21 protein-coding genes and 1 pseudogene are annotated in these 24,667 nt (G+C 73.3%); 11 read left to right on the top strand and 11 right to left on the bottom strand.

Going from position 1 to position 24,667, the window contains the following annotated elements; translation table 11 throughout:
* The first annotated feature begins 5 nt into the window (after positions 1–5).
* From ACZ6I1_RS27670 to ACZ6I1_RS27650, 5 genes are all read left to right on the top strand, one after another.
* Positions 6–347 carry a nuclear transport factor 2 family protein gene (locus ACZ6I1_RS27670; RefSeq protein ID WP_469291628.1) on the top strand — a complete coding sequence of 114 codons (342 nt, stop codon included), beginning with the start codon at positions 6–8 and terminating at the stop codon, positions 345–347.
* A 117-nt stretch (positions 348–464) separates the two neighbouring features.
* The gene (locus ACZ6I1_RS27665) at positions 465–1,106 is read left to right on the top strand and encodes a TMEM175 family protein (RefSeq protein WP_469291627.1); all 642 of its coding nucleotides are present in this window, start codon (positions 465–467) and stop codon (positions 1,104–1,106) included.
* Positions 1,107–1,180: 74 nt separating this feature from the next.
* Positions 1,181–2,473 carry an IS701 family transposase gene (locus ACZ6I1_RS27660; RefSeq protein WP_469291626.1) on the top strand — a complete coding sequence of 431 codons (1,293 nt, stop codon included), beginning with the start codon at positions 1,181–1,183 and terminating at the stop codon, positions 2,471–2,473.
* Positions 2,473–3,693, top strand: coding sequence for an XdhC family protein (locus ACZ6I1_RS27655; RefSeq protein ID WP_469291624.1), 1,221 nt, complete (start codon positions 2,473–2,475; stop codon positions 3,691–3,693). Before ACZ6I1_RS27660 ends, ACZ6I1_RS27655 begins: the two co-directional genes overlap by 1 nt.
* Positions 3,694–3,743: 50 nt before the next feature.
* Positions 3,744–5,207: a GuaB1 family IMP dehydrogenase-related protein gene (locus ACZ6I1_RS27650; RefSeq protein WP_469291666.1), complete on the top strand. Its 1,464-nt coding sequence runs from the start codon at positions 3,744–3,746 to the stop codon at positions 5,205–5,207.
* Positions 5,208–5,582: 375 nt separating this feature from the next.
* On the opposite strand, the gene ACZ6I1_RS27645 is transcribed toward ACZ6I1_RS27650, so the two are convergent.
* The 6 genes from ACZ6I1_RS27645 to ACZ6I1_RS27620 all read right to left on the bottom strand — a co-directional run bounded on the left by ACZ6I1_RS27645 (position 5,583) and on the right by ACZ6I1_RS27620 (position 12,193).
* Positions 5,583–6,818 (bottom strand): histidine kinase, encoded by a 1,236-nt coding sequence (locus ACZ6I1_RS27645; protein ID WP_469291622.1) that lies wholly within the window; start codon positions 6,816–6,818, stop codon positions 5,583–5,585.
* Positions 6,815–8,575: a sodium/solute symporter gene (locus tag ACZ6I1_RS27640; protein ID WP_469291620.1), complete on the bottom strand. Its 1,761-nt coding sequence runs from the start codon at positions 8,573–8,575 to the stop codon at positions 6,815–6,817. The genes ACZ6I1_RS27645 and ACZ6I1_RS27640 overlap by 4 nt, the downstream gene beginning before the upstream one ends.
* Positions 8,576–8,808: 233 nt before the next feature.
* Complete coding sequence (locus ACZ6I1_RS27635; protein WP_469291618.1) at positions 8,809–9,084, bottom strand: hypothetical protein; 276 nt, start codon at positions 9,082–9,084, stop codon at positions 8,809–8,811.
* A 146-nt stretch (positions 9,085–9,230) separates the two neighbouring features.
* Positions 9,231–10,022, bottom strand: a complete 792-nt coding sequence (locus tag ACZ6I1_RS27630; RefSeq protein ID WP_469291616.1) for a LytR/AlgR family response regulator transcription factor — start codon at positions 10,020–10,022, stop codon at positions 9,231–9,233.
* A gap of 105 nt (positions 10,023–10,127) precedes the next feature.
* Positions 10,128–11,072 carry an SCO0930 family lipoprotein gene (locus ACZ6I1_RS27625; RefSeq protein WP_469291665.1) on the bottom strand — a complete coding sequence of 315 codons (945 nt, stop codon included), beginning with the start codon at positions 11,070–11,072 and terminating at the stop codon, positions 10,128–10,130.
* A gap of 119 nt (positions 11,073–11,191) precedes the next feature.
* Positions 11,192–12,193, bottom strand: coding sequence for a GDSL-type esterase/lipase family protein (locus ACZ6I1_RS27620; protein ID WP_469291614.1), 1,002 nt, complete (start codon positions 12,191–12,193; stop codon positions 11,192–11,194).
* Between the two features lie 314 nt (positions 12,194–12,507).
* Between ACZ6I1_RS27620 and ACZ6I1_RS27615 the strand changes: the two genes are divergently transcribed.
* Both ACZ6I1_RS27615 and ACZ6I1_RS27610 read left to right on the top strand, forming a co-directional pair.
* Positions 12,508–13,962 (top strand): amino acid permease, encoded by a 1,455-nt coding sequence (locus ACZ6I1_RS27615; RefSeq protein WP_469291613.1) that lies wholly within the window; start codon positions 12,508–12,510, stop codon positions 13,960–13,962.
* 10 nt (positions 13,963–13,972) lie between these two features.
* Complete coding sequence (locus ACZ6I1_RS27610) at positions 13,973–14,428, top strand: Lrp/AsnC family transcriptional regulator (RefSeq protein WP_007262967.1); 456 nt, start codon at positions 13,973–13,975, stop codon at positions 14,426–14,428.
* On the opposite strand, the gene ACZ6I1_RS27605 is transcribed toward ACZ6I1_RS27610, so the two are convergent.
* Together ACZ6I1_RS27605 and ACZ6I1_RS27600 are read right to left on the bottom strand one after the other, a co-directional pair.
* Positions 14,406–14,711, bottom strand: a complete 306-nt coding sequence (locus ACZ6I1_RS27605) for a WhiB family transcriptional regulator (protein ID WP_469291611.1) — start codon at positions 14,709–14,711, stop codon at positions 14,406–14,408. The genes ACZ6I1_RS27610 and ACZ6I1_RS27605 overlap by 23 nt on opposite strands.
* 80 nt (positions 14,712–14,791) lie before the next feature.
* Positions 14,792–15,484 (bottom strand): GNAT family N-acetyltransferase, encoded by a 693-nt coding sequence (locus ACZ6I1_RS27600; protein ID WP_469291609.1) that lies wholly within the window; start codon positions 15,482–15,484, stop codon positions 14,792–14,794.
* Between the two features lie 227 nt (positions 15,485–15,711).
* Between ACZ6I1_RS27600 and ACZ6I1_RS27595 the strand changes: the two genes are divergently transcribed.
* The 3 genes and pseudogenes from ACZ6I1_RS27595 to ACZ6I1_RS27585 all read left to right on the top strand — a co-directional run bounded on the left by ACZ6I1_RS27595 (position 15,712) and on the right by ACZ6I1_RS27585 (position 19,630).
* A complete protein-coding gene (locus tag ACZ6I1_RS27595) occupies positions 15,712–16,512 on the top strand; it encodes a carbon-nitrogen hydrolase family protein (protein ID WP_469291607.1) in 801 nt (266 codons plus the stop codon).
* A 53-nt stretch (positions 16,513–16,565) separates the two neighbouring features.
* Entirely contained in the window at positions 16,566–18,263 is a 1,698-nt protein-coding gene (locus ACZ6I1_RS27590) for a flavin monoamine oxidase family protein (protein WP_469291605.1), read from the top strand.
* Between the two features lie 163 nt (positions 18,264–18,426).
* Positions 18,427–19,630: pseudogene (locus tag ACZ6I1_RS27585) on the top strand (GDSL-type esterase/lipase family protein).
* Here ACZ6I1_RS27585 and ACZ6I1_RS27580 read toward each other — a convergent pair.
* The 3 genes from ACZ6I1_RS27580 to ACZ6I1_RS27570 all read right to left on the bottom strand — a co-directional run bounded on the left by ACZ6I1_RS27580 (position 19,617) and on the right by ACZ6I1_RS27570 (position 23,018).
* Complete coding sequence (locus ACZ6I1_RS27580; protein WP_469291603.1) at positions 19,617–20,270, bottom strand: DUF5995 family protein; 654 nt, start codon at positions 20,268–20,270, stop codon at positions 19,617–19,619. The pseudogene ACZ6I1_RS27585 and the gene ACZ6I1_RS27580 sit on opposite strands and share 14 nt — an antisense overlap.
* Before the next feature lie 76 nt (positions 20,271–20,346).
* Positions 20,347–21,741, bottom strand: a complete 1,395-nt coding sequence (locus ACZ6I1_RS27575) for a uracil-xanthine permease family protein (protein ID WP_469291602.1) — start codon at positions 21,739–21,741, stop codon at positions 20,347–20,349.
* A 62-nt stretch (positions 21,742–21,803) separates the two neighbouring features.
* Positions 21,804–23,018: an MFS transporter gene (locus ACZ6I1_RS27570; RefSeq protein WP_469291600.1), complete on the bottom strand. Its 1,215-nt coding sequence runs from the start codon at positions 23,016–23,018 to the stop codon at positions 21,804–21,806.
* A gap of 56 nt (positions 23,019–23,074) precedes the next feature.
* Between ACZ6I1_RS27570 and ACZ6I1_RS27565 the strand changes: the two genes are divergently transcribed.
* The gene (locus tag ACZ6I1_RS27565) at positions 23,075–24,241 is read left to right on the top strand and encodes an ROK family transcriptional regulator (RefSeq protein WP_469291598.1); all 1,167 of its coding nucleotides are present in this window, start codon (positions 23,075–23,077) and stop codon (positions 24,239–24,241) included.
* Positions 24,242–24,667: the final 426 nt, after the last annotated feature.

Below are 24,667 nucleotides of genomic sequence, written 5' to 3'. Positions count from 1 at the left end.
TCGACATGCCCAAGTACGACATCTCCACGCTGCACCCGGTGTTCGTGCGCCAGATGGAAGCGCTGGCCGCCCTGGACATCGAGGCGGTCATGAAGAACTACACGGACGACGCGGTGCTGTTGCGCTTCGAGGGCGTCTCGGTCGGCATCGACGCCGTTCGCGAGACGTTCACCGGCTATCTCACGGTGAAGCCCACCCTGGTGGAACTCCAGGAGTACATCGAGACGGACGACACCATCTTCTACCGGGCGATCATGAACCTGAACGGTGAACCGGAGCACGCGTTCGGGACGCTCGTGGTCCGCGATGGCCGAATCTGGCGGCAGACGGCCGGCTTTGGCGGCTGAGCGAAGAAATCTGGGTAGCGTGTGCGGGGAGGGCGGGTATCGTACGCCCTCCCCGTATGTGTGGCACGCGTAGATATATGCAAGTAGATATATGCAAGCAGTGGTGAAGGGGAGGTCATGGAGCGCGAAACCGGGCGGGTCGAGGCATTCAGTGATGGTGTATTTGCCATCATCATTACGATCCTCGTCCTGGAATTGAAGGTTCCGGAAGAAACGGGATCCGAGTTCTGGCACGGGGTCCGGGAACAGTGGCCGCATTACGCCGCCTATGTGGTGAGCTTCCTCATCATCGGCGTGATGTGGGTGAACCACCACACCATCTTCAGTCACCTCAAGCGGGTCGACCGACCGCTGTTGTTCCTGAATCTCCTGGTGCTCATGGTGGTATCGGTGATTCCCTACACGACCAACGTCCTGGCCGAACACCTCATGGCCGGCTCGGCCTCCCCGGCCGCCGTCCTCTACAGCCTCGTCACCGTGGCCTACGCCTTGGCGTTCCTGGCCTTCTGGTGGTACGTGACCCGGGTCGGCCACCTCTTCCACGAGCAGGTCGACAAGGAAGGCGCCCGCGCGACGCGGGTGCGCTTCGGGCTCGGCGCCATCGCCTACCCCCTGACCGTCGTCCTGGCGTTCTTCTCCGCCCCGCTCACCCTTGTCGCACACTTCCTGATCGCGATCTACTATGCGGCGAACCAGATCCCCATCCCCCTCGTGGTAGAGGAAGAGCGGCTCGAATCCGAGAGCGACCTCAGGAAGTAGCCGCCGGGGCCTACGGCCGTTCTTCGCGGTCAAGTAGGGTATTGGATCTAGTCTGGTCGCGGGGGAGGCTCCAGATGGCTCGCGTAGTCCTGCCGGAGGAATCCACGAAGGAAATCTCCGAATTGATCGACGTCCTGATCTCTCTGCTCTTCGAATCCTTACCCCGGCGGGACCAGCGAAACTGGGCCCGTGTTTATCTGAACGGCCTTGTGCGGACCAAAGGGAAGAAAACAATCCGCAACATCGCCGGAACGGGAGCCAGTTCCGTCGAGCAGAGCCTTCAGCAGTTCATCAGCAAGTCCCCCTGGGACTGGACTCCGGTCCGCCGCTCCCTCGCGCAGCACCTCGAACGCACCGCACAGCGCCCGCTGGCCTGGGTGCTCCAGCCCATGGTCATAGAGAAAGCCGGCGACCGCTCGGTCGGCGTCGGCCGGCAGTTCGTCCCGCAGCTGGGCCGCACCGCCAACTGCCAGCAGGCGAGCGGCATCTGGCTCGCCTCCAGCGAAGCCAGCTTCCCGGTCGAATGGACCCTCACCCTCCCCGGGCCCTGGACCAGCGAACTCCTGCGCCGCCGAAGGGCCGGAATCCCCGACACGGCCCGCTCCCTCACCCCCGCCCAGGACGCCGTACACGCCGTCCAGCGGATGGCCGCCACCTGGCAACTCCAGCGCCGGCCCGTGGTGATGGAGGTCGCCAACAGCGACCTCCCGCAGAGCATCGAGTCCTTCGCCCTTCAGGACATCCCGTTCGTCTTCAAGGTCGACGGCTCGCTGCCCGTCTCCTTCGGCGGCGCCGGCCGGCACAAACCCGGCCCGCACACCGCGCCCGCCCGCGAGCTCATCGACTCGCTGCGCTCCCAGCGCCGCGCCGTCGAATGGACCCGGCACGGCCGCGCCGAGGGCGCCGTGACCCTGCTGACCTCCGCCTCGGTCCTCGCCACCCCCAGCGAGGACCGGCCCGGGCCCGCGCCCACCACCCCGCTGCTGCTGGTCGGAGCCTGGACCGAAGCCGCCCTGCTGCCCTCCGAGTTCTGGATCACCAACATCGGCGACCGGCCCCTCGCCCAGCTGTTCCTGCTCGCCAAACTCACCGACCGCGTCTCCCTCGACTTCACCGAGACCTGCGAACCCGTGGGCATACGGGACTTCGAGGGCCGCTCCTTCCGCGGCTGGCACCACCACGCCACCCTGGCGAGCGTGGCCCACGCGGCCAAACTCCTGACCGCCTCGCGCGAGCGCGTGTCCGACGGCTACCCCGCACCCGCCCCCCGCGTCACCCGCTCCGCCGCCGCGGCCCGGCCACCCGCCGTCCTGCCGCCGCGACCGCTCATCCCCGGGCAGGCCCCCAGACGCGAGTACATCCGCTGATGCTCGACATCGCCGACGAGCTACGCGCGTGGTGTGCCGCGCGCCGGGAATTCGCCCTGGCCACCGTCGTGGCCGTCAGCGGGAGCGCGCCGCGCGGACCGGGCGCCTCGCTCGCCGTCGACGACCGGGGCACGGCCCTCGGATCCATTTCCGGGGGCTGCGTGGAATCCGCCGTGCACGAGCTCTGCCTCAGCGCCATCGCGTCGGGCGAGGGCGGCCTGCACCGCTTCGGCTACAGCGACGACGACGCCTTCGCCGTGGGCCTCACCTGCGGCGGAGTCCTCGACGTCCTGGTCACCCCGGTCCGCGGCGCGGACCCCGTCCGGCCGGTCCTCGGCTCGGTGCTCGACGCCGCCGCCGGCGGTACGAGGGCCGCGCTGGCCCGGGTGGTGTCCGGGCCGCCGCCCCAGCGGGGCCGGGCGCTCGCCGTGCACGCCGACGGATCGTACGAGGGCGGGCTCGGCGGCGGCGCGGCCCTGGACCGGGAGGCGGCCGAACGGGTCCGGGCCCTGCTGCTGGCCGGGCGCACCGGCACCGCCGAGCTCGGCACGGCCGGCGGACTGTGCGGGGAGCCGCTGACCCTGCTCGTCGAATCGGCCGCCGAGCCGCCGCGGCTGCTCGTCTACGGGGCCATCGACTTCGCCGCCGCCCTGGCCCGGATGGGCGCCTTCCTCGGACACCGGGTCACCGTCTGCGACGCCCGGCCCGTCTTCGCGACCCCGGCCCGCTTCCCCGGCGCCGACGAGGTCGTCGTCGACTGGCCGCACCGGCACCTGGCCGCGGAATGGGACGCGGGCCGGCTGGACTCCCGTACCGCCGTCTGCGTCCTCACCCACGACGCCAAATTCGACGTACCGCTGCTGTCCCTGGCCCTGCGGCTGCCGCTGACCTACGTCGGAGCCATGGGATCACGGCGCACCCACGCCGAACGGGTGGAGCGGCTGCGCGCGCAAGGAGTGCCCCAGGAGGCACTGGACCGGCTGCGCTCCCCGATCGGCCTCGACCTCGGCGGTACCAGCCCCGAGGAGACGGCCCTGGCCATCGCCGCCGAGTTCACGGCCGTCCGGCACGGCGGATCGGCCCTCCCGCTGGCGGCCGGGCACCGGCCGATCCACCGCCGCAGGACCAAGGCCCTCGATCCCGTAGGAAACGACCAGACGGCCCGGAATGTCCTGGACGATCAGCCGGGGCGGCGTAAACCCCGGGTCGTGGGAGAATGAAGTACGTGCGTTTCCTCGGCGCCCCGTCGAGGCCATAGAAGGATCCTTCGATCGACTGGGATGTTCAGCACGTGCGTTTCCTCAATGACCAGAAGCCGCCGTACGACCTGACGTACGACGATGTGTTCATGGTGCCGAGCCGCTCCGCGGTCGGTTCCCGCCAGGGCGTGGACCTCTCCTCGCCCGACGGCACCGGCACCACCATTCCGCTCGTCGTGGCGAACATGACCGCCATCGCGGGCCGCCGGATGGCCGAGACGGTCGCCCGCCGCGGCGGCATCGTCGTCATCCCGCAGGACATCCCGATCGAGGTCGTCACCGACGTCATCTCCTGGGTGAAGACCCGCCACCTCGTGCTCGACACCCCGATCACGCTGGCGCCCACCCAGACGGTGGCCGACGCGCTGTCCCTGCTGCCCAAGCGCGCCCACGGCGCCGGCGTCGTCGTCGACGCCGAGGGCCGCCCGGTCGGCGTCGTCACCGACCACGACCTCACCGGCGTGGACCGCTTCACCCAGCTCTCCGAGGTCATGTCGAAGGAGCTGCTGCTCATCGACGCCGACATCGACCCCCGTGAGGCCTTCAACAAGCTCGACGCGGGCCACCGCAAGCTGGCCCCGGCCGTCGACAAGGACGGCAAGCTCGTCGGCATCCTCACCCGCAAGGGCGCGCTGCGCGCGACCCTGTACACCCCGGCCACCGACGCCGGCGGGAAGCTGCGCATCGCGGCCGCCGTCGGCATCAACGGCGACTTCGCGGCCAAGGCCAAGCAGCTGCTCGACGCGGGCGTGGACACGCTCGTCATCGACACGGCGCACGGCCACCAGGAGTCGATGATCAACGCGATCAAGGCCGTCCGCGCGCTGGACCCGCAGGTCCCGATCGTGGCCGGCAACATCGTCGCCGCCGAGGGCGTCAAGGACCTCATCGACGCCGGCGCGGACATCATCAAGGTCGGCGTGGGCCCCGGCGCCATGTGCACCACCCGCATGATGACCGGTGTCGGCCGCCCGCAGTTCTCCGCGGTGCTGGAGTGCGCGGCGGAGGCCAAGAAGTACGGCAAGCACGTGTGGGCCGACGGCGGTGTCCGCCACCCGCGTGACGTGGCGATGGCGCTGGCCGCCGGCGCGTCGAACGTGATGATCGGCTCCTGGTTCGCGGGGACGTACGAGTCCCCGGGCGACCTGCAGCAGTCCGCCGACGGGCGCCTCTACAAGGAGTCGTTCGGCATGGCCTCGGCGCGTGCGGTGCAGAACCGCACCTCGGAGGAGTCGGCGTACGACCGGGCCCGCAAGGGTCTGTTCGAGGAGGGCATCTCCACCTCGCGGATGTTCCTGGACCCGTCCCGTCCGGGTGTCGAGGACCTGATCGACTCGATCATCGCCGGTGTCCGCTCCTCGTGCACCTACGCCGGTGCGGGCTCCCTCGCGGAGTTCGAGGAGAAGGCCGTCGTCGGCGTCCAGTCCGCCGCCGGTTACGCGGAGGGCAAGCCGCTGCACGCCAGCTGGAGCTAGGTCTCTGTGCCGTGGCCCCGGCCCCGTCTCCTCGGACGGGGCCGGGGCCACGCGCGTACCCGGCCGCGCCGCCACTGCTGGGGCTCCGCCCCAGGGGGCCGCGCCTCACACGCCGGCGGGGCTGGATATGCCTCCGGCGGCGCCTCAAACGCCGGCGGGGCTTGGATGTGGCCGCCGTAGCGCTGGAGGTGCGGGCCCCGCGCCCCCGCCGGACAGCCCCGCCGGCGTTTGAGGCGCGGGGTGTGGGGAGCGGAGCCCCAGGGGCCCGGCCTTCGACCGGTCGGCGATCGGCTGCGCCGGATCCGCCAGGCGGCGGACAACTCCATGGCGCGGGCCGGTCACGCTCAGGTCGTCGACCCGGAAGGGGCAAGCCCGTCAGTGCCGGGGAGGATGCGGTCCCGGAGGGGAACTGTGCACGCCCGCACGGTACTTCGGTATCCGCACGGTCACCTTCAGGCCGGCGCCGACGCCCGTCTCGATCACCGGCCCGTAGTCGTCCCCGTACACCTGCCGGATCCGCTCGTCGATGTTGGGCAGTCCGATGCCGGAGGAGGAGCCGGCGTGTTCCCCGGCCAGGATCCGGCGCAGCAGCGCCGGATCCATCCCGACCCCGTTGTCCTCGACGGTGATCACCGCCTCGGCGCCCGCGTCCCGCGCGGTGATGGTGATCCGGCACTCCTCGGGGGAGTCCTCCAGGCCGTGCTTCACGGCGTTCTCCACCAGCGGCTGGAGGCACAGGAAGGGCAGCGCCACCGGCAGTACCTCCGGCGCCACCTGCAAGGTCACCTTCAGCCGGTCCCCGAACCGGGCCCCGGCCAGCGCCAGATACTGCTCGATGGAACGCAACTCCTCGGCCAGCGTGGTGAATTCCCCGTGCCGGCGGAAGGAGTACCGGGTGAAGTCCGCGAACTCCAGCAGCAGGTCCCTGGCCCGCTCCGGATCCGTCCGGACGAACGAGGCGATCGCGGCCAGCGAGTTGAAGATGAAGTGCGGGGAGATCTGCGCCCGCAACGCCTTGATCTCCGCCTCCATCAGCCGGGTCCGCGACCGGTCCAGCTCCGACAGCTCCAGCTGTACGGAAACCCATCGCGCGACCTCCGTCGCGGCCCGCACCAGCACCGCGGACTCCTGCGACCCGTAGGCCACCAGCGCCCCCAGCACCCCGTCCTCGCCCGTCAGCGGTGCCACCACCGCCCACTTCAGCGGACAGTCGGGCCGCTGGCACCCGGTCCGCACGCTCTGGCTGCGCCCCGACTCCAGCATCACCGCGACCCGGGCCATCGCCCGCCGCTGGTGGTGGTCGGCGCCCGGGCCGTCCCAGGCCAGCACCGCCTCCCGGTCGGTCAGGCACAGCGCCTCCGTGCCCAGCAGCGACCGCAGCCGCCGGGCGGCCTTGCGGGCGGCGTCCTCGGTCAGCCCGGCCCGCAGCGGCGGAGCGGCCAGCGAAGCCGTGTGCAGGGTGTGGAACGTGGCCCGCTCCACCGGCGTCCCCAGGTCCAGCCCGGCCGCCCGCTCCCCGCGCCGGGCCTGCCACCGGCCCGCCAGCCAGCCCGCGGCCAGCATGAGGACCGCGCCCGCGACCGCCAGCGCCGCCGGCCCCGCCCCGCTCACTTCGTACCCTCCCCCTCGCTCCGCTGGGGGGACCCCCACGCCCGGTCCCCGGCCACCACGTTCTCCGGCAGGTGCAGCCGCGCCAGAGTCGCCGCCGTCCCGGCCGGGATCCGCGACGGGGTGGCCAGCGACACCAGCACCATCGTCAGGAACCCGAGCGGCACCGACCAGGCCGCGGGCCACGCCAGCAGGGTGTGCGCCCAGCCCGCCGGGGCCAGCCCGCCCCGGGTCGCCAGCACCGCGCTGAGCGCCGCCCCGCCACCCGTGACCAGCCCCGCCACCGCACCCGGCGGGGTCAGCCGCCGCCACCAGATGCCCAGCACCAGCAGCGGACAGAACGACGAGGCCGACACCGCGAAGGCCAGCCCCACCGCGTCCGCCACCGGCACGTCGCGGGCCGCCACGCTCCCCGCCAGCGGCACCAGGGTCGCCAGCAGCACCGCGAAGCGGAAACTGCGCACCCCGCGCGTCGGCAGCAGGTCCTGGTGCAGCACCCCCGCCACCGCCATCGTCAGACCCGAGGCCGTCGACAGGAACGCGGCGAAGGCGCCCCCGGCCAGCAGCGCCCCGAGCAGGTCCCCGAGCACTCCGCCCAGCATCCGCTCGGGCAGCACCAGTACCGCCGCGTCCGCGGCCCCGGTGAGCGCCAGCTCGGGCGCGTAGATCCGGCCCAGCGCCCCGTACACCGGCGGCAGCAGGTAGAAGACCCCGACCAGGCCGAGCACCACCAGGGTGGTGCGCCGCGCGGCCCGCCCGTTGGGGCTGGTGTAGAACCGCACCGCCACGTGCGGCAGGCCCATGGTCCCGAGGAACGTCGCCAGGATCAGCCCGTACGTCGCGTACAGCCGGTATCCCGAGTGGTCCCCGGACAGCGGCTGCGACCAGCTGGACGTGCCCATGCCCGCCTCCGCCCGGGTGTCGGGGACGGGCGTGTCCGGGACGAACTCCAGCCGCGCGTTCGCCCGTACGGCGTGCTCCCCGGCCGCGAGGGTCAGCGGGACCGCGTCGTACGTCCGCCCGTCCACCTGCCCGGTCACCGTCAGCGTGAGCGGCGCCTCCACCGACAGCCGCACGTCCTCGGCCACCGTGACGGAGGTGTGCTCGCGGAAGACGGCCGGCGCGTCGAAGGTGGCCCGCGGCGCCCCGTCCCCGGCCCAGGCGGCCACCAGGAAGAAGGCGGGGACCAGCAAGGCGGTGAGTTTGAGCCAGTACTGGAAGGCCTGCACGAAGGTGATGCTGCGCATCCCGCCGGCGGCGACGGCCGCGCTCACCACGAAGGCCACCACCACCCCGCCCACCCAGTGCGGGGCCCCGGTCAGGATCTCCAGGGTCAGGCCCGCCCCCTGCAGCTGCGGCAGCAGGTACAGCCAGCCGACCCCGACCACGAACAGCACCGCGATCCGGCGCACCGCCTGGGACTCCAGCCGCGCCTCGGCGAAGTCGGGCAGCGTGTACGCGCCCGAGCGGCGCAGCGGCGCCGCCACCAGCACGAGCAGCACCAGGTACCCGGCGGTGTACCCCACCGGGTACCAGAGCAGCTCGGGCCCCTGCAGCAGCACCAGCCCGGCCACCCCGAGGAAGGACGCGGCGGAGAGGTACTCCCCGCTGATCGCGGCGGCGTTGAGGCGGGGCCCCACCGTGCGGGAGGCGACGTAGAAGTCGGAGGTGGTCCGGGATATGCGCAGCCCGAGCGCGCCGACGAGGACGGTGGCCAGGACGACGACGGCGACCGCGGTCAGCGCGTACGTCTGGTTCACCGGGGGTCCTTCGGCCGGGGGAGGGTGACGGGAGTCTATGCACGGCCCCGGCGTTGCAACAGGCGACATCCGGCCCGTACGCGGCTCCGGCCGGGGGTCGCCGCTGCGCGGAGCCTTTCCCCCACCCCGCCCCTTCCCGAAACCGGGGCTCCGCCCCAGACCCCGGCCCTCAAACGCCGGGCGGGCTGGAATTGCCCTCCGGGCCATCCAGCCCCGCCGGCACCCCGGCTTCGTCAGACGGCCGGGTCCCGGTGCTCCGCACAGTCCCGCAGCGCGATCTCCAGCTCCACGTAGGACTCCTCCGCCCGCCGAAAGGCCAGCGTCAGCGCCGCCTCCGCCCGGGGCGGCACCTGACCGCGGACCCCCTCGCCCGCCTCGTACACGACATCGGCCCAGCGCGCGGCGGCACTCCGCAGACGGGCCAGCATCGCCTCGGCCTCGGCCGGTCCGGCCGGCGCGCTGCGCGGCAGTCCGGTCAGTGCGTCGAGCAGCGCCTGGATCTCGGACATCACGCTCCTCCCGCGCCGGAAGATCCACGATACGCGGGGCGGCGGACGCCGGTGGGCCGTTCACCCCGCGGTGCGGCCGACGGCGCCGGCGGATCGCCGTACGCCCCTCGGCGTGCGACGAACGGCGCCGCTCCGCCGCCGGACGGTCAGCCGGTCGCGTGCCGCATCAGCAGGTCCCGCAGCTGCCGCGCATGGCGACGGCTCACCTGGAGCTCCGCCGACCCGACCCGGACGCTCGTGGTGCCCGCGTCCAGACGGAGTTCGTCGATCCGGGCCAGGGCCACCAGATGGCGGCGGTGGATCCGCACGAACCCGCGGGCCGCCCACCGCTCCTCGAGCGTGGACAGCGGGATGCGGACCAGGTGACTGCCCTCGTCGGTGTGCAGGCGGGCGTAGTCGCCCTGCGCCTCGACGTACGCGATGTCGGCGATGGCCACGAACCGGGTGACGCCGCCCAGCTCGACCGCTATCTGGTCGGGCGCCCGGTCGGCGACGGCGACCTCGGCCGTCTGGCGGGGCGGCAGGGAGGGCAGGGGCGCGCCGGGCTGCCCCAGCTGGGCGCACGCCCGCCGCACGGCCTCCGCCAGCCGCTCCGGGCGCACCGGCTTGAGCACGTAGTCCACGGCCTTGAGGTCGAAGGCCTGTACCGCGAACCCCTCGTGGGCGGTGACGAACACGATCAGCGGCGGCCGCGCGAACCCGGCGAGCAGCCGGGCGATGTCGAGCCCGGTCAGCCCGGCCATGTGGATGTCGAGGAAGACCACGTCGATGCCGTCCGCGCCGTCCGGCCCGGCCTCCAGGGCCACGGTGATGCGGCGCAGCGCCTCGGTGGCGTCGGAGGCGCCCTCCGCACTGCGGATCCGGGGATCGGAGCGCAGCAGGTAGAGGAGCTCCTCCAGGAGCGGCTTCTCGTCGTCGACGGCCAGTACGCGCAGCATGCGGGGAGTTTAGGAGGTCGTACCGGCCGGACGGAACGGCGCGCGGCCCCGCCCCGGGGGAGGGAGGGCAGGGCCGCGCGGTCGGGAGGTGGGGGGAGCGGGGGGTTACTGGACGGTGATGAGCTTGCCGTCGGGGGCGACCGCGTACCAGGTGCCGCCGACGCCCTGGCCGTTGATGTCACCGGGCTTCTTGTCACCGGCGAAGGTGTACACCGGCCAGCAGTCGACGGTCTGCTGCTTCGTGCCGTCCGGGCGGTCCAGCACGAGGTAGTTCCGCTCGGTGATCCCCTTCGCGTTCGCCTTGTCCACCGGCGGGACGACCGGCCACTTGACCAGGCAGTCGCCGACGCACTGCGAGACCATCGGCCATGCGGTGTCCGGCTTGAACCGGTAGACGGTCATGCCCTTGCCGTCGACGATGTGGTCACCCAGCTTGGGGTCCTTCGCCACGGAGAGCGCCGCGCCCGCCTCGGCCGCGCCCGCCTCGGCCGCACCGCCCGCGCCCGCACCGCCCGCGGCCGGAGCCGCCTTCGCCGCCTTCTTGCCGTCGGGGGCGAACGCGAACCACACCCCGCCGACGCCCTGGCCGTTGAAGTCGCCGGCCTTGGCGTCCTTGGTGAAGCGGTACGCGGGCCAGCCCGCCACCGTCAGCTGCTTCGTGCCGTCGCTGCGCACCACCTCGCCGAGCAGCGCCGGGTCCATGCCCGCGGCGGCGGTGGCGTCGCCGGCGGCGACCACCGGCCAGGTCTTCGCGCAGTCCCCGTCGCAGTTGGACTTCGACGGCTTGGCGGTGTCCTTGTCGAAGCGGTACAGGGTGAGGCCGGCGCTGTCGGTGAGGACGGAGCCGAGCTGCTCGCTGCCGGCGATCGCCAGCTGCCCGCCGGGCTTGGCGCCCGAGCCGTCGGCGGCGGGCTGGGAGGAGGCCGGGGCGGCGGCCCCGGCCGGCTTGGCCGTGTCGGCGGCCTTGTCCTCCGACGGGCCGCAGGCGGTCGCCGCCAGGACGACGGCGATGGTGGCCGCGACGAGGGTGGTTCCGCGCTTGATGCCCATGGTGATCTCTCCCACGTTTCGTGTCCGTTCCGCGCCGTCGCCCCAGCGGCGGCAACTGTGCACAGGACACGCCCCGGGGGGTCCGGTCCGTTCACGGCGGACGCTGTGGGCTGTTTCACTCAGCCCGCGTCGAACCCGGCCCGCCGCAGGGCCGTGGCCACAGCGAGGCCGAGCACCTGGTGCCCGGCGTCGTTGGGGTGCAGCCCGTCCTCCAGGTGTTCGGGACCGAGCAGGTCGCGGCCCGGGAGCACGGCGAGCCGATCGTCCCCGGCGGCGATCCGGTCCCGGGTGGCGCGCTCCATCGCATCGCGCAGGGCGCCCAGGGTGGCGCCGAGCCGGTTCGGGGTGCGCTCGGCGTCGGGCCGCAGGACGGGGGAGACCAGCAGGAGCGGGGTCCGCGGATGCCCCTGGCGGACCAGGTCGAGGAACGCGCGGGTGGTCTCGTACAGCAGGGGGGCGGAGAACGGCACCCGCGACCAGCAGTTGGTGCCGAAGGCGAGGGTGAGGACGTCGGCGGGCAGCCCGGCGAGCTGTTCGGCGGTGGCGAGCTCGCCGCGGGCGGCGCCCGCGTAGCCGAGGTTGACCGTGTCCCAGCCCAGCGCCCGGCCGGTGACCGCGGGCCAGCCGTGGGCGGGCCGGGTGGACCACCAGCCCTCGGTGATCGAGTCCCCGTGCACCACCCAGCGCGGGGCGGGCGGCGGCGGGGCCAGCGGGCCGCCGATCCCGCGCAGGCCGAGGACCAGCGGGGACTGGGTCTCGGGCGGGTGGATGGTGAAGGGGCCCGGCCCGCCGCCCAGTTCGATGCGTACGACGGCCTCCGCGGCCGGTTCGGTGAACACCTCGCGGACCATCCCGTGCCGGTCCCACAGCGCGAAGCCGTGCGCGAGGTCGCGCAAGGCGTCGGTGGGGCCGGGCACGGTGGCCCGGTAGCGGATCTCCACCGCCCGCGCGGTCCCGGTGGTGAATTCGAGCCGCACCCCGATGGGCAGGGTGGCCCGCTCGCCGGTGTCCCAGGGCAGCCGCATGGTGTCGGCGGGGTCCGCCCGCACGGGCCGCCCCTCGTCCAGCCAGGCGACCCCGCGCAGGAACGGTCCGGGGTCCTGCCACAGATCCAGGTCCATGGCGGCACGCTGCGGGAGATCTGACGAGCTGTCAAGAACGCCGGTCGAGGACCGCTGTGCACTGATCGATCATCCGCGCGCAACAAAGGACCATCTGGGACAGATCCGCGCAACGATCGTGCGGCAATGTGCAAGGATGGTGCATTACGGGCGGTATCACTCAGCTCGTAGGCTCACTCGCTGTACGTGGAGTGGCGCGGACCGCCTGCTCGGCGGTCCTCCCATGCCCAGGCGGGCTTCCGCTCGCCTGCTCCTGCTCCGGACCGCTGCGGTCGACGCCTGAATCCCCACCCGCAGCAAGAAGGAGTCCCCCCGTGCTCGACCACGGCCAGGCGCCACCCGCCACGACCGAGCCCCGCAGGCCCGCCCACCCGCTGCTCCGCCGCAAGCCCGTCGAGCGGCTGGTCGCCGAGGGCGGCCAGGGCGAGGGCGGCTCGCTGCGGCGCTCGCTCACCATGTGGCAGCTGACGATGATCAGCATCGGCGCGACGCTGGGCACGGGCATCTTCGTGGTCCTGGGCGAGGCCGCCCCCAAGGCCGGCCCGGCCGTGACGATCTCGTTCGTCATCGCGGGCCTGACCGCGCTGTTCTCGGCCCTGTCCTACGCGGAGCTCGCCGGATCCGTCCCCGTCTCCGGCTCCTCGTACTCGTACACCTACGCCACCATGGGCGAGCTCATCGCCTGGGTCTGCGGCTGGTGCCTGGTCCTGGAGTACGCCGTGTCGGTCGCGGCCGTGGCCGTCGGCTGGGGCCAGTACCTCAACGAGCTCCTCGACGGGACCCTCGGCTTCACCATCCCCGAGGGCCTCTCGGCCCCGCTGGGCGAGGGCGGCTGGATCAACCTGCCCTCGCTGGTCGTCGTCCTGCTCGCCATGGTCTTCCTGATGCGCGGCGCCAAGGAGAGCGCCCGGATCAACACGATCATGGTCGCGGTGAAGATCGTCACGCTGCTGCTCTTCATCGGCATCGGCGTCATGGGCATCAAGGCCGGCAACTACGCCCCGCTCGCCCCGCTCGGCGTCACCGGCATCAGCGCCGCCGCCTCCACGCTCTTCTTCTCGTACATCGGCTTCGACGCCGCCTCCACCGCCGGTGAGGAAGCCAAGAACCCGAAGAAGGACCTGCCGCGCGCGATCATGCTCTCGCTGGGCATCGTCACCGTCCTGTACTGCCTCGTCGCGCTCGTCGCCGTCGGCGCCATGCCGTGGCAGGACTTCGAGGGCACCGAGGCCGCGCTCGCCCAGATCATGACCGACGTCACCGGCCACAGCTTCTGGGGCGTCGTCCTCGCGGCCGGCGCGGTCGTCGCGATCGCCTCCGTCGTCTTCGCCGTCCTGTACGGACAGACCCGCATCCTCTTCGCGATGTCCCGCGACGGCCTCGTCCCCAAGGCCTTCGCCAAGGTCGACGAGAAGACCGGCGTCCCGCGCGTCAACGTACTGATCGTCTCGCTCTTCTGCGGCGCGCTGGCGGCCTTCATCCCGCTGGGCGAGCTGGCCAACGCGACCAGCATCGGCACGCTCTTCGCCTTCGCCCTGGTCAACGTCGCGGTCGTGATCCTGCGCCGCACCAAGCCCGACATGCCGCGCACCTTCAAGGTGGCGCTCTTCCCCGTCACGCCGATCCTCGGCTTCCTCGCCTGCGGCTACATGATGTACAGCCTGCCGGTCGCCACGTGGGTCGCGTTCGGTGGCTGGATGGCCGTCGGCCTCGTGGTCTACTTCCTGTACGGCATCCGCCGATCCAGCCTGGCCACAGCAGAAAAGTGATCCACCCGCAGTGCGACTGAACGATCTCGACGAACGCATCGTGCACGCCCTCGCCGAAGACGCCCGCCGCTCCTACGCGGACATCGGCTCCGAGGTCGGGCTCTCCGCCCCCGCCGTCAAGCGGCGCGTGGACCGGCTGCGGGCCGAAGGCGCCATCACCGGCTTCACGGTCCGCGTGGACCCCGCCGCGATGGGCTGGGAGACCGAGGGCTTCATCGAGATCTACTGCCGCCACAACACCTCGCCGGACGACATCCGGCGAGGCCTGGAGCGGTACCCCGAGGTGGTGTCCGCGTCGACCGTCACCGGCGACGCGGACGCCCTCGTCCAGGTCTTCGCCTCCGACATGCGCCACTTCGAGCGGGTCCTGGAGCGCATCGCGGGCGAGCCCTTCGTGGAGCGCACCAAATCGGTCCTGGTGCTCTCCCCGCTGCTGCGCCGCTTCACCTCCGGCGCCCCGGCGTAGCACCTTCGAGGTCCCGGCCGCGCAGCGAGCGGCGTTCCTCCTCCGTCAGGCCGCCCCACACCCCGAACGGCTCGCGGGTGCGCAGCGCGTGGTCCAGGCAGGCCGCGCGCACCGGGCACACCGCGCAGACCCGCTTGGCGGCCGCGTCCCGCTCCTCGCGGTCCTCGCCGCGCTCACCGGCGGGATGGTAGAACCGGCCGGATCCCAGATCCCGGCAGGCGGCCCTGGCCTGCCACTCCCAGAAGTGGTGGGTGGCCCCCGGCAGGCGGGTGACGTCCGTCATGGCAGTTCCTTTCCGTGGGTTGTCCCGCGTCTGACCGCTGGACGCCCACCGAAACCCCGCCCTTCACAACCGCCCCCGGATCAAACCTTTTTGGCGGGCGTACGCAGCCCCAGGAAATCCGGGCGGCGCCGCAGCTCGAAACCCATCGACGCGTACAGCCGCAGCGCCCCCGTGTTCTCCGCCGCCGCATGCAGGAACGGGCTGTCCCCCCGCTCCCGCACCGCCGCCGCGACCGCCCGTATCAGCCGCCCGGCCAGACCCCGGCCGCGGTGCTCCGGATGCGTGCACACCGCGCTGATCTCCGACCAGCCGGCCGGCCGCATCCGCTCCCCGGCCATCGCGACGAGCCGGCCCTCGTGCCGGATCCCCAGGTACGTGCCCAGCTCGACCGTCCGGTCCAGGAACGGCCCCGGCCGGGTCAGGTCCACCAGCTCCAGCATCTCCGGCACGTCGGCGGGCCCCAGCGGGACCGCCTCCGGCGCGGCCCCGGCCCGTACCGCCCGCCCGTCGAGCTGCACGCCCGGGATCGCCACCTCCGTCTCCCAGCCCGGCGGCGGGGTCAGCAGCCCCGTCACCCAGACGCCCTCGCCGGGCCCTGCCAGCGCCGCCAGATCCGCCCACGCCGCGGGGTCCGCCGGGTCGCGGAGGGCGGCGAAGGGGCTCGCGTCCCCGGTGTAGCGGGCGGCCAGGCCCGCCGGCCCCAGTTCGGCGAAGCCGCGGTGCGGCCCGGTCAGCGCCGACCAGACCGGGTTGTCGAGTACCTCGGGGGACATCGGGTGCGCGCTCCTTCGGTCGATGACGGCCACGGCTGGTCAACGCGCGATGATCTCCGTTTCCTTCCCCGTCACCGGGCCCGCGGACCCCCGCGCAACGAATCTCCGCGCCAGACCGGGAACGCGCAACGAATCGATGCGCGCAGCGCAACGGTCACGGCTTGTCCCGGTCGAACGCCCGAACGTACCGTTTTACGACCCCACCCCACCTGTCACAGAGGTAGTCCATGCCCCCGCTGCGCACCGCCCTCCTCCAGAGCTCCGGACGGCTCGGCGACACCGCCGAGAACCTCAAGGCGCTCGACGAGGCCGCGGCACGCGCCGCACAGGGCGGGGCCGGGCTCCTCGTGACCTCGGAGATGTTCCTCACCGGCTACGCCCTGGAGGTCCAGGACATCGCCGCCCTCGCCGAACCGGCCGACGGCCCCTCCGCCGCCGCCATCGGCGAGATCGCCCGCCGCCACGGGGTCGCCGTCCTGTACGGCTACCCCGAGCGCGCCGGCGAGGCCGTCTTCAACGCGGCGCAGCTCATCGGCCCCGACGGGGACCGGAAGGCGAACTACCGCAAGACGCACCTCTTCGGCTGCTTCGAGCAGGACGCCTTCACCCCCGGAGACACCACCGTCGTCCAGGCGGACCTCGGCGGCCTCCGCATCGGCATCATGATCTGCTACGACGTGGAGTTCCCCGAGAACGTCCGCGCCCACGCGCTCGCCGGCACCGACCTCCTCCTGGTGCCGACCGCGCAGATGCACCCGTTCCAGTTCGTCGCCGAACAGCTCGTCCCCGTACGGGCCTTCGAGAACCAGATGTACATCGCGTACGTCAACCGCACCGGCCCGGAAGGCGAGTTCGAGTTCGTCGGACTCAGCTGCCTGGCGAGCCCCGACGGGGTCACCCGTACCCGGGCCGGACGCGGCGAGGAGCTGGTGTTCGGCGAGGCCGACCCCGAGCTGCTGAGCGCGTCCCGCACGAACAACCCGTACCTGCGCGACCGCCGCCCCGGGCTCTACGCCTCCCTCGTCTGACCCCCCTCCCGCTCCTCCGCTTCCCCAGCCCTGCCGCAAGGAGACGTACCCCCATGACGTCCACGGTGCCCACCACCGCCGTCCCGCACAGCGACGGACAGCCGCCGATCACCATGTTCGGCCCGGACTTCCCGTACGCGTACGACGACTTCCTCGCCCACCCGGCGGGCCTGGGCCAGATACCCCCGACCGAGTTCGGCACCGAGGTCGCCGTCATCGGCGGCGGACTCTCCGGCATCATCTCGGCCTACGAGCTCATGAAGATGGGCCTCAAGCCCGTCGTCTACGAGGCCGACCAGATCGGCGGCCGCCTGCGCACCGTGGGCTTCGAGGGCGCCGGCACCGAGGAGCTGACCGCGGAGATGGGCGCGATGCGCTTCCCGCCGTCCTCCACGGCGCTCCAGCACTACATCGACCTCGTCGGCCTGGTCACCGAGCCCTTCCCGAACCCGCTCGCCGAGGCCACCCCCTCGACGGTCGTCGACCTCAAGGGCGAGACCCACTACGCCGAGACCATCGCCGACCTCCCGCAGGTCTACCGCGACGTCGCCGACGCGTGGAACGCCTGCCTGGACGAGGGCGCCGACTTCTCCGACATGAACACCGCGATGCGCGAGCGGGACGTCCCGCGCATCCGCGAGATCTGGGCCAAGCTCGTCGAGAAGCTCGACGACGAGACCTTCTACGGCTTCCTCTGCAAGTCGGAAGCCTTCCAGTCCTTCCGCAAGCGCGAGATCTTCGGCCAGGTCGGCTTCGGCACCGGCGGCTGGGACACCGACTTCCCGAACTCCATCCTGGAGATCCTGCGCGTCGTCTACACCGAGGCCGACGACCACCACCGCGGCATCGTGGGCGGCTCCCAGCAGCTCCCGCTGCGCCTGTGGGAGCGCGAGCCCGAGAAGATCGTCCACTGGGCCCAGGGCACCTCGCTGTCCACCCTGCACGAGGGCACCCCGCGCCCGGCGGTGACCCGTCTGCACCGCACGGCGGGCAACCGGATCACCGTGACCGACGCGTCCGGGGACATCCGCACGTACCGGGCCGCGATCTTCACGGCCCAGTCCTGGATGCTCCTGTCCAAGATCGAGTGCGACGACACGCTGTTCCCGATCGACCACTGGACGGCGATCGAGCGCACCCACTACATGGAGTCCAGCAAGCTCTTCATCCCCGTCGACCGGCCGTTCTGGCTCGACAAGGACGAGGAAACGGGCCGCGACGTCATGTCGATGACGCTCACCGACCGGATGACCCGCGGCACGTACCTGCTGGACAACGGCCCGGACAAGCCCGCCGTCATCTGCCTCTCCTACACGTGGTGCGACGACAGCCTCAAGTGGCTGCCGCTGTCCGCGAACGAGCGGATGGAGGTCATGCTGAAGTCCCTCGGCGAGATCTACCCCAAGGTCGACATCCGCCGCCACATCATCGGCAACCCGGTCACCGTGTCCTGGGAGAACGAGCCCTACTTCATGGGCGCGTTCAAGGCCAACCTCCCGGGCCACTACCGCTACCAGCGGCGCCTGTTCACCCACTTCATGCAGGACCGCCTCCCCGAGGACAAGCGCGGCATCTTCCTCGCGGGCGACGACATCTCCTGGACCGCCGGCTGGGCCGAGGGCGCCGTCCAGACCGCCCTGAACGCGGTCTGGGGCGTCATGCACCACCTCGGCGGATCCACGGACGCCACCAACCCGGGCCCGGGCGACGTCTACGAGGACATCGCCCCGGTCGAACTCCCCGAGGACTGACCCTCCTCCCGGACTCCGGCGGCGCCACCCCCGCCCCGGACCCCGTGACCACGGGCCGCCCCCGCGCGCACATCGCGGCGGCGGCCCGTACTCATGCCCGGCGGGACCGCCCGCCCCCGCATATCCGGGTGCGGGACGGGCCCGGGACCGGCAGGGTGGGGGCATGACCGCCCCGTTCGACCCCGCCCACCCCGCCCCCACCGCCCCCTGGATCACCACCCCCGTCGGGCCCCGCCTGCTGCGCGGCGCCCTCGACGTGGAACGCACCGCGCACGGCGTGCTCCCGCACCGGCTGCCCGCACGCGCGCGCGAGCAGTTCCCCGACGCGAACCTCGCCGCGGTCGAGGCCCAGCCCTCCGGGGTGCGGCTGGCGTTCCGGACCGGGGCCACCGCCGTCGAACTGGACGCGCTCCCGACGAAGGTGGTCTACGAGGGCCTCCCGGCGCGCCCGGACGGCGTGTACGAACTGCTCGTCGACGGCCGCCCGGCCGGCCGGGGCAGCGTGCCGGGCGGCCGTGTGCGCCGCGTCGACATGGCCACCGGATCCGAGGTCCTGCACCCCGGCCCGCCCGGCACCGTCCGCTTCACCGGGCTCCCCGCCGGGATGAAGGACGTCGAGATCTGGCTGCCCCACACCGAGGTCACCGAACTCATCGCCCTGCGCACCGACGCCCCGGTCGAGGACCTCCCCGACCGCGGCCGCCGGGTGTGGCTGCACCACGGGAGCTCCATCAGCCACGGCTCCTTCGCCGCCGATCCGACCGGCACCTGGCCGGCGGTCGCGGCCGCCCTGGGCGGCGTGGAGCTCGTCAACCTGGGGTTCGGCGGCAACGCCCTGCTCGACCCCTTCACCGCGCGCGCCCTGCGCGACACCCCCGCGGACCTGATCAGCATCAAGATCGGCATCAACCTCGTCAACCACGACCTGATGCGCCTGCGCGCCTTCGTCCCGGCCGTGCACGGATTCCTCGACACCGTCCGGGAGGGCCACCCCACCACGCCGCTGCTCGTCGTCTCTCCCGTCCTGTGCCCCCCTCCACGAGGACACCCCGGGCCCCACCGCGCCGGACTTCGAGGACGGGGAGCTGCGGTTCCGGGCGCTGGGCGACCCCGCGGACCGGGCCACCGGGCGGCTGACGCTCGGCGTCATCCGGGACGAACTGGCCCGCCTCACCGCGCAGCGGGCGGCCGGCGACCCGAACCTGCACCACCTCGACGGCCGCGCCCTCTACGGCGCAGCGGACTTCGCCGAGCTGCCCCTGCCCGACCGGCTCCACCCGGACCCGGCCGGCCACCGCCGCATCGGCGAGCGCTTCGCGGAACTGACCTTCGGTGGCCGCGGCCCGTTCGCCGTCACAGGCGGCTGAGCCGCCCCGGCGTCAGCAGGCAGCGGCCGACCAGGCCGACGCCCGAGTCGAGGGACGCGCGGAACTCCTCGGCCAGCTCGGGGGAGCGGCGCAGGGTCCACAGCAGGCGGGCCGACGCCCAGGCGCCGGCGCGGGCGCGCTCCAGGCTCCACGAGCCGAGCAGGTGGGTCAGCGGGTCGGCGATCTCCAGGAGGTCCGGGCCCGGCATCAGGTCTTCGCGGATGTGCTCCTCGAGGGCGACCAAGGTGTCGCCCACCCGGTCGAAGTCGGCCTCGAGGGCGCCCGGTTCGCAGTCCAGGGCGCGGCACGTGGACACCACCGCCACCGCCAGGTCGTGGCCGATGTGCGCGTTGATCCCGGCCAGCGCGTGCTGGAGCGGGCGGATCCCGGGATGGCGGCGGTACTGGAACAGCGGGCGCCAGCAGGCCGGCGCCCGGTCCGCGTCCACCGCCGCCAGGTACCGCTCCGCGAACCGCACACTGAGGGCCTGCGCCCGCCTCGGAGCCGGGAACCCGCCGCGTTCGATCCGCCGGTGCAGGGTCTCGGTCACCGTCAGGTAGACCCGGTTGAAGACGGCGACACCGTCCTGCGGCGGGAGCCGCTCGTCCAGGGCGCGCATCCGCGCCAGCACCGCTTCCATGGGAGGCAGGGTCGCAGGCACCGGCGCGGATGCGGGGAACTTGGCCGTACGCTTCCCCGGTTCGGGCGAAACCCCGTCAACGCGGCGTGTCCCGGCCGTCCTGATGATCGTAGGCGGAGGTGCCCGCGTCGAGCAGGGGCTCCTGCTCCTTCAGGTGCGCGGGGGCGAAGTACCGCAGCGCGTGGTAGCCGGTGATCACCACGATCGTGCCCAGTGCGATGCCGCCGAGCTCGAAGCTGTCGGTGATCCGGAGCGTGACCCCGCCGACGCCGATGATGATGCCCGCCGCGGCCGGCACCAGGTTCAGCGGATTGCGCAGGTCCACCCGGCCGTTGATCCAGATCTGGGCGCCGAGCAGGCCGATCATGCCGTACAGGATGACGGTGATGCCGCCCAGCACCCCGCCCGGGATCGCGGCGACGACCGCCCCGAACTTCGGGCACAGGCCGAAGAGCAGCGCGAATCCGGCCGCGGCCCAGTACGCGGCCGTGGAGTAGACCCGGGTGGCCGCCATGACGCCGATGTTCTCGGAATACGTGGTGTTCGGCGGGCCGCCGACGGCCGTGGACAGCATGGACGCGGCGCCGTCGGCGGCAATGGCGGTGCCGAGCTTGTCGTCCAGCGGGTCGCCGGTCATCTCGCCGACGGCCTTGATGTGCCCGGCGTTCTCGGCGATCAGCGCGATCACCACGGGCAGGGCGATCAGGATGGCCGACCACTCGAAGGCCGGCGCGTGGAATTCGGGCAGTCCGATCCAGTCGGCCTTGCCGACCCCGGAGAGGTCCAGGCGCCAGTGGTCCACGGCCTCGGCCCCGCCCACCGTCGAGTGGATCTTGCCGAAGACGCGGTCCAGGACCCAGGAGAGCCCGTACCCGAAGACCAGCCCCAGGAAGATCGCGATGCGCGACCAGAAACCCCGCAGGCAGACCACGGCCAGACCGGTGAACAGCATGACCAGCAGAGCCGTCCACTGGTCCTGCGGCCAGTACGTGGAGGCCGTCACCGGGGCCAGGTTGAAGCCGATCAGCATCACGACCGCGCCCGTCACCACCGGCGGCATCGCCGCGTGGATGATCCGCGCCCCGAACCGCTGCACGGCCAGGCCGGACAGGAACAGCGCCACGCCGACGACGAACACGGCGCCGGTCACCACCGCGCTGTCCCCGCCCGACGCCCGGATCGCCGCCGCCACACCGACGAACGACAGCGAGCAGCCCAGGTACGAGGGGACGCGGCCGCGCGTGGCGAGGAGGAAGACCACCGTCGCGACACCGGACATCATGATCGCCAGGTTCGGGTCCAGGCCCATCAGGACCGGCGCGACGAAGCTCGCGCCGAACATCGCGACGACGTGCTGGGCGCCGAGCCCCGCGGTCCGCGGCCACGACAGCCGCTCCTCCGGCCGCACCACCGCGCCCGGGGCGGGAGTCCGCCCGTCGCCGTGCAGCGTCCAGCGCACCCCGAGGCCCATGTTCCACCACTCCCGTTCCGCCGCTGATCAGGCATCACCCGGCCCCGAGGGCCCTCGATATGTTACGGGCGGATACCGGCGGGTTCGTCCCGATCGGCCTCGGAGGCCCCCGGTCCGGCCGGCTTCTGCCGCAGTACGGCGGCCCCCGCCACCAGCGCGAAGGCCAGCAGGGTCACCAGCCCGAAGGAGACCACGAGCGAGGTCGCGTCCGCCACCGCACCGATCGCCGAGGGGGCGATCAGACCCGATGTGTACGTGATCGTCGCCACGCCCGCGATGGCCTGCGCCGGGGCCGGCCCGCTGCGCGCCGCGGCCGCGAAGGCCAGCGGGACCACCACGGCGATGCCCAGCCCGATCAGCCCGAAGCCGGCCAGCGCCGCCGCGGGCTCGCGGACCGACACCACGACGAGCCCGCCCGCGGTGGCCAGTACCCCGCCCGCCCGGACGGTGCGCACCGCCCCGAACCGGTCCACCACCCGGTCCCCGGCCAGCCGGGCGACGGCCATCGTGAGGGCGAAAGCGGTGGTCGACGCCGCCGCCAGACCCGCGTCCGTGTCCAGGACGTCCCGCAGGTAGACCGCCGACCAGTCCAGGCTCGCGCCCTCCGCGAAGACCGCGCAGAAACCGATCGCACCGATGAGCAGCGCGGACCTCGGAGGCAGGGCGAAGTGCGGCGGAGCCGCCTCCTCCTGACCGCTCCGGAGGTCCAGCACCCCCTGTACGGCGACCAGCCCGGCCGCGGTGAGGACCAGCGCGGCGACCAGGTGGTGCAGCCGGGCGTCGGCCCCGGCGTGCGCGGCGACCGTACCGGCGGCCGAGCCGAGCAGCGCGCCCACGCTCCACATGCCGTGCAGCGAGGACATGACCGAGCGGCCCAGCCGGTTCTCCGTCTCCACGCCGAGCGCGTTCATCGCCACGTCCGACATCCCGGAGGTGGCCCCGTAGACGAAGAGCGCGAAGCAGAGGGCCGGCAGGTTCGGGGCGAGGCTGGGCAGGACCAGGGAGAGGGTCCACAGCGCCAGCAGCGCCCGCAGCGCGGCGCGGGCGCCGAAACGGTGGTTGATCCGCCCCGCCAGCGGCATCGCCAGCGCCGCGCCCAGGGCGGGGAAGGCGAGCGCCAGACCCAGGGTGCCCGCGCTGAGCTGGGCGTGGTCCTGGATCCAGGGGATGCGGGTGGCGAAGGAGCCCGTCACCGCGCCGTGGGCGCAGAAGACGGCGGCGATCGCGAAACGGGCGCGGCGCAGCCGCGCCGGGCTGAGGTCGGTGTCCCCGGTCATGGGAGATAAACTATCAGGGACCCTGCCTGATGGTTAACGGCTTCGGACTGCCTAGGATGGGCGCCGTGACCCCTGCCACCCGTGCCACCGCTTCGACGCCGGTACCGTCCCCCGCCTCACCGAGCACGGCGCGCGCCATCAACGACCGCCTCGCCCTGCAACTCCTCCAGGAGGCGGGCCCGCTGACGGCCACCCAGCTCAGGGCCGGGACCGGCCTCTCCCGCCCCTCGGTCGCCGACCTCGTCGAGCGGCTCACCGAAGCCGGGCTGATCGAGGTCGTCGGGGAGTCGGGCGAACAGCGGCGGGGACCCAACGCCAAGCTCTACGGGATCGTGGCCCGCCGCGCCCACCTGGCCGCCCTGGACGTGCGCACCGACAGCGTGACCGCCGTGGTCACCGACCTCCTCGGCCACCCGCTGGCCGAGGCCGCCCTGCCCGTCGGAGCCCCCGGCGACGCGGTCCGGGCCCTGCTGCGCACCGCCCGCGAGGCCGGGGCCGGCGAACTGCACACCGTCGTCGTCGGAGCCCCCGGCCTGGTCGGCCCGGCCACCGGCGAACTCCGCGACACCGAAGGCCTGCCCGCGTGGCACCGGGACCTGGTGGCCGCCCTGCAGCGGAGCCTGCCCGCGGCGGTGGCCGTCGAGAACGAGACCAACCTGGCGGCCCTCGCCGAACAACGCCTGGGCGTGGCCCGCGACGTGGACTCCTTCGTGCTCCTGTGGCTCGGCGCGGGCGTGGGGGCGGCCGTGGTCCTGGACGGGCGGCTGCGCCGGGGCGCCTCCGGCGGGGCGGGCGAGATCGGTTTCCTCCCGGTCCCCGGCACCGGCGGCCTGCCGTCGGCCACCGACTGCGGGGGCGGCTTCCACGCCCTGGCGGGCCGGGAGGCCGTGACGGCGCTGGCCCGCGCACACGGCTTCTCCGGCCCGGCGGAGGAGGCCGTGGCGGGGGCCGCGGGGGAGGACTTCCTCGAAGCCCTGGCCGAGCGCCTCGCCCTGGGCGCGGCGGCGGTCACGGCGGTCCTGGACCCGGGATGCGTGGTCCTGGGAGGCGAACTGGGCCGCGCGGGCGGCCCCGCCCTGGCCGCCCGGGTCGCCCGCCGCCTGGCGGCGCTGACCCCCGTCCCCACCGAGGTCCGCGCCACCACCCTGGGCGGCCCGGCGGTCCTGGCCGGAGCCAGGCTCGCGGCACGGGAGGCGGCCCAGGAGGTGCTGTTCGGCGGTTAGCGGGCCCACCCCGCCCTGGGCTTCCGCCGTGTCGGGGTCTGCCGCTGACCAGGCCTGCCGCCAGGCCGGGCCTCCCGGCCGGGTCGGGGCTGCCGCCGATCGGGGGTACCCGCCAGGCCAAGCCCGCCCCGCCCGGGGCGCCGCCGGCCGGGCGTCCGGCCGGCTGGGCCTGCCGCGGAGCTGGGCTCCCGGGCCGGGTCGGATCTGCCGCCGGGCCGGGCGTAGCGCCAGGTGAAGTCCGCCCCGGCCGGGGTGCCGCCGGCCGGGCGTCCGGCCGGCTGGGCCTGCCGCGGAGCTGGGTTCCCGGGCCGGGTCGGATCTGCCGCCGGGGCGGGCGTAGCGCCAGGTGAAGTCCGCCCCGGCCGGGGTGCCGCCGGCCGGGCGTCCGGCCGGCTGGGCCTGCCGCGGAGCTGGGTTCCCGGGCCG

Source organism: Streptomyces sp. NPDC046303 (assembly GCF_055588085.1).
This window is presented reverse-complemented; position numbering and strand designations above follow the sequence as displayed.

Bases quoted from the DNA above. Each gene is read 5' to 3' on its own strand.
- ACZ6I1_RS27670 (WP_469291628.1), top strand. From the start codon at position 6: ATGCCCAAGTACGACATCTCCACGCTGCACCCGGTGTTCGTGCGCCAG.
- ACZ6I1_RS27665 (WP_469291627.1), top strand. From the start codon at position 465: ATGGAGCGCGAAACCGGGCGGGTCGAGGCATTCAGTGATGGTGTATTT.
- ACZ6I1_RS27660 (WP_469291626.1), top strand. From the start codon at position 1,181: ATGGCTCGCGTAGTCCTGCCGGAGGAATCCACGAAGGAAATCTCCGAA.
- ACZ6I1_RS27655 (WP_469291624.1), top strand. From the start codon at position 2,473: ATGCTCGACATCGCCGACGAGCTACGCGCGTGGTGTGCCGCGCGCCGG.
- ACZ6I1_RS27635 (WP_469291618.1), bottom strand. From the start codon at position 9,084: ATGTCCGAGATCCAGGCGCTGCTCGACGCACTGACCGGACTGCCGCGC.
- ACZ6I1_RS27630 (WP_469291616.1), bottom strand. From the start codon at position 10,022: ATGCTGCGCGTACTGGCCGTCGACGACGAGAAGCCGCTCCTGGAGGAG.
- ACZ6I1_RS27625 (WP_469291665.1), bottom strand. From the start codon at position 11,072: ATGGGCATCAAGCGCGGAACCACCCTCGTCGCGGCCACCATCGCCGTC.
- ACZ6I1_RS27620 (WP_469291614.1), bottom strand. From the start codon at position 12,193: ATGGACCTGGATCTGTGGCAGGACCCCGGACCGTTCCTGCGCGGGGTC.
- ACZ6I1_RS27605 (WP_469291611.1), bottom strand. From the start codon at position 14,711: ATGACGGACGTCACCCGCCTGCCGGGGGCCACCCACCACTTCTGGGAG.
- ACZ6I1_RS27600 (WP_469291609.1), bottom strand. From the start codon at position 15,484: ATGTCCCCCGAGGTACTCGACAACCCGGTCTGGTCGGCGCTGACCGGG.
- ACZ6I1_RS27595 (WP_469291607.1), top strand. From the start codon at position 15,712: ATGCCCCCGCTGCGCACCGCCCTCCTCCAGAGCTCCGGACGGCTCGGC.
- ACZ6I1_RS27590 (WP_469291605.1), top strand. From the start codon at position 16,566: ATGACGTCCACGGTGCCCACCACCGCCGTCCCGCACAGCGACGGACAG.
- ACZ6I1_RS27580 (WP_469291603.1), bottom strand. From the start codon at position 20,270: ATGGAAGCGGTGCTGGCGCGGATGCGCGCCCTGGACGAGCGGCTCCCG.
- ACZ6I1_RS27575 (WP_469291602.1), bottom strand. From the start codon at position 21,741: ATGGGCCTCGGGGTGCGCTGGACGCTGCACGGCGACGGGCGGACTCCC.
- ACZ6I1_RS27570 (WP_469291600.1), bottom strand. From the start codon at position 23,018: ATGACCGGGGACACCGACCTCAGCCCGGCGCGGCTGCGCCGCGCCCGT.
- ACZ6I1_RS27565 (WP_469291598.1), top strand. From the start codon at position 23,075: ATGGGCGCCGTGACCCCTGCCACCCGTGCCACCGCTTCGACGCCGGTA.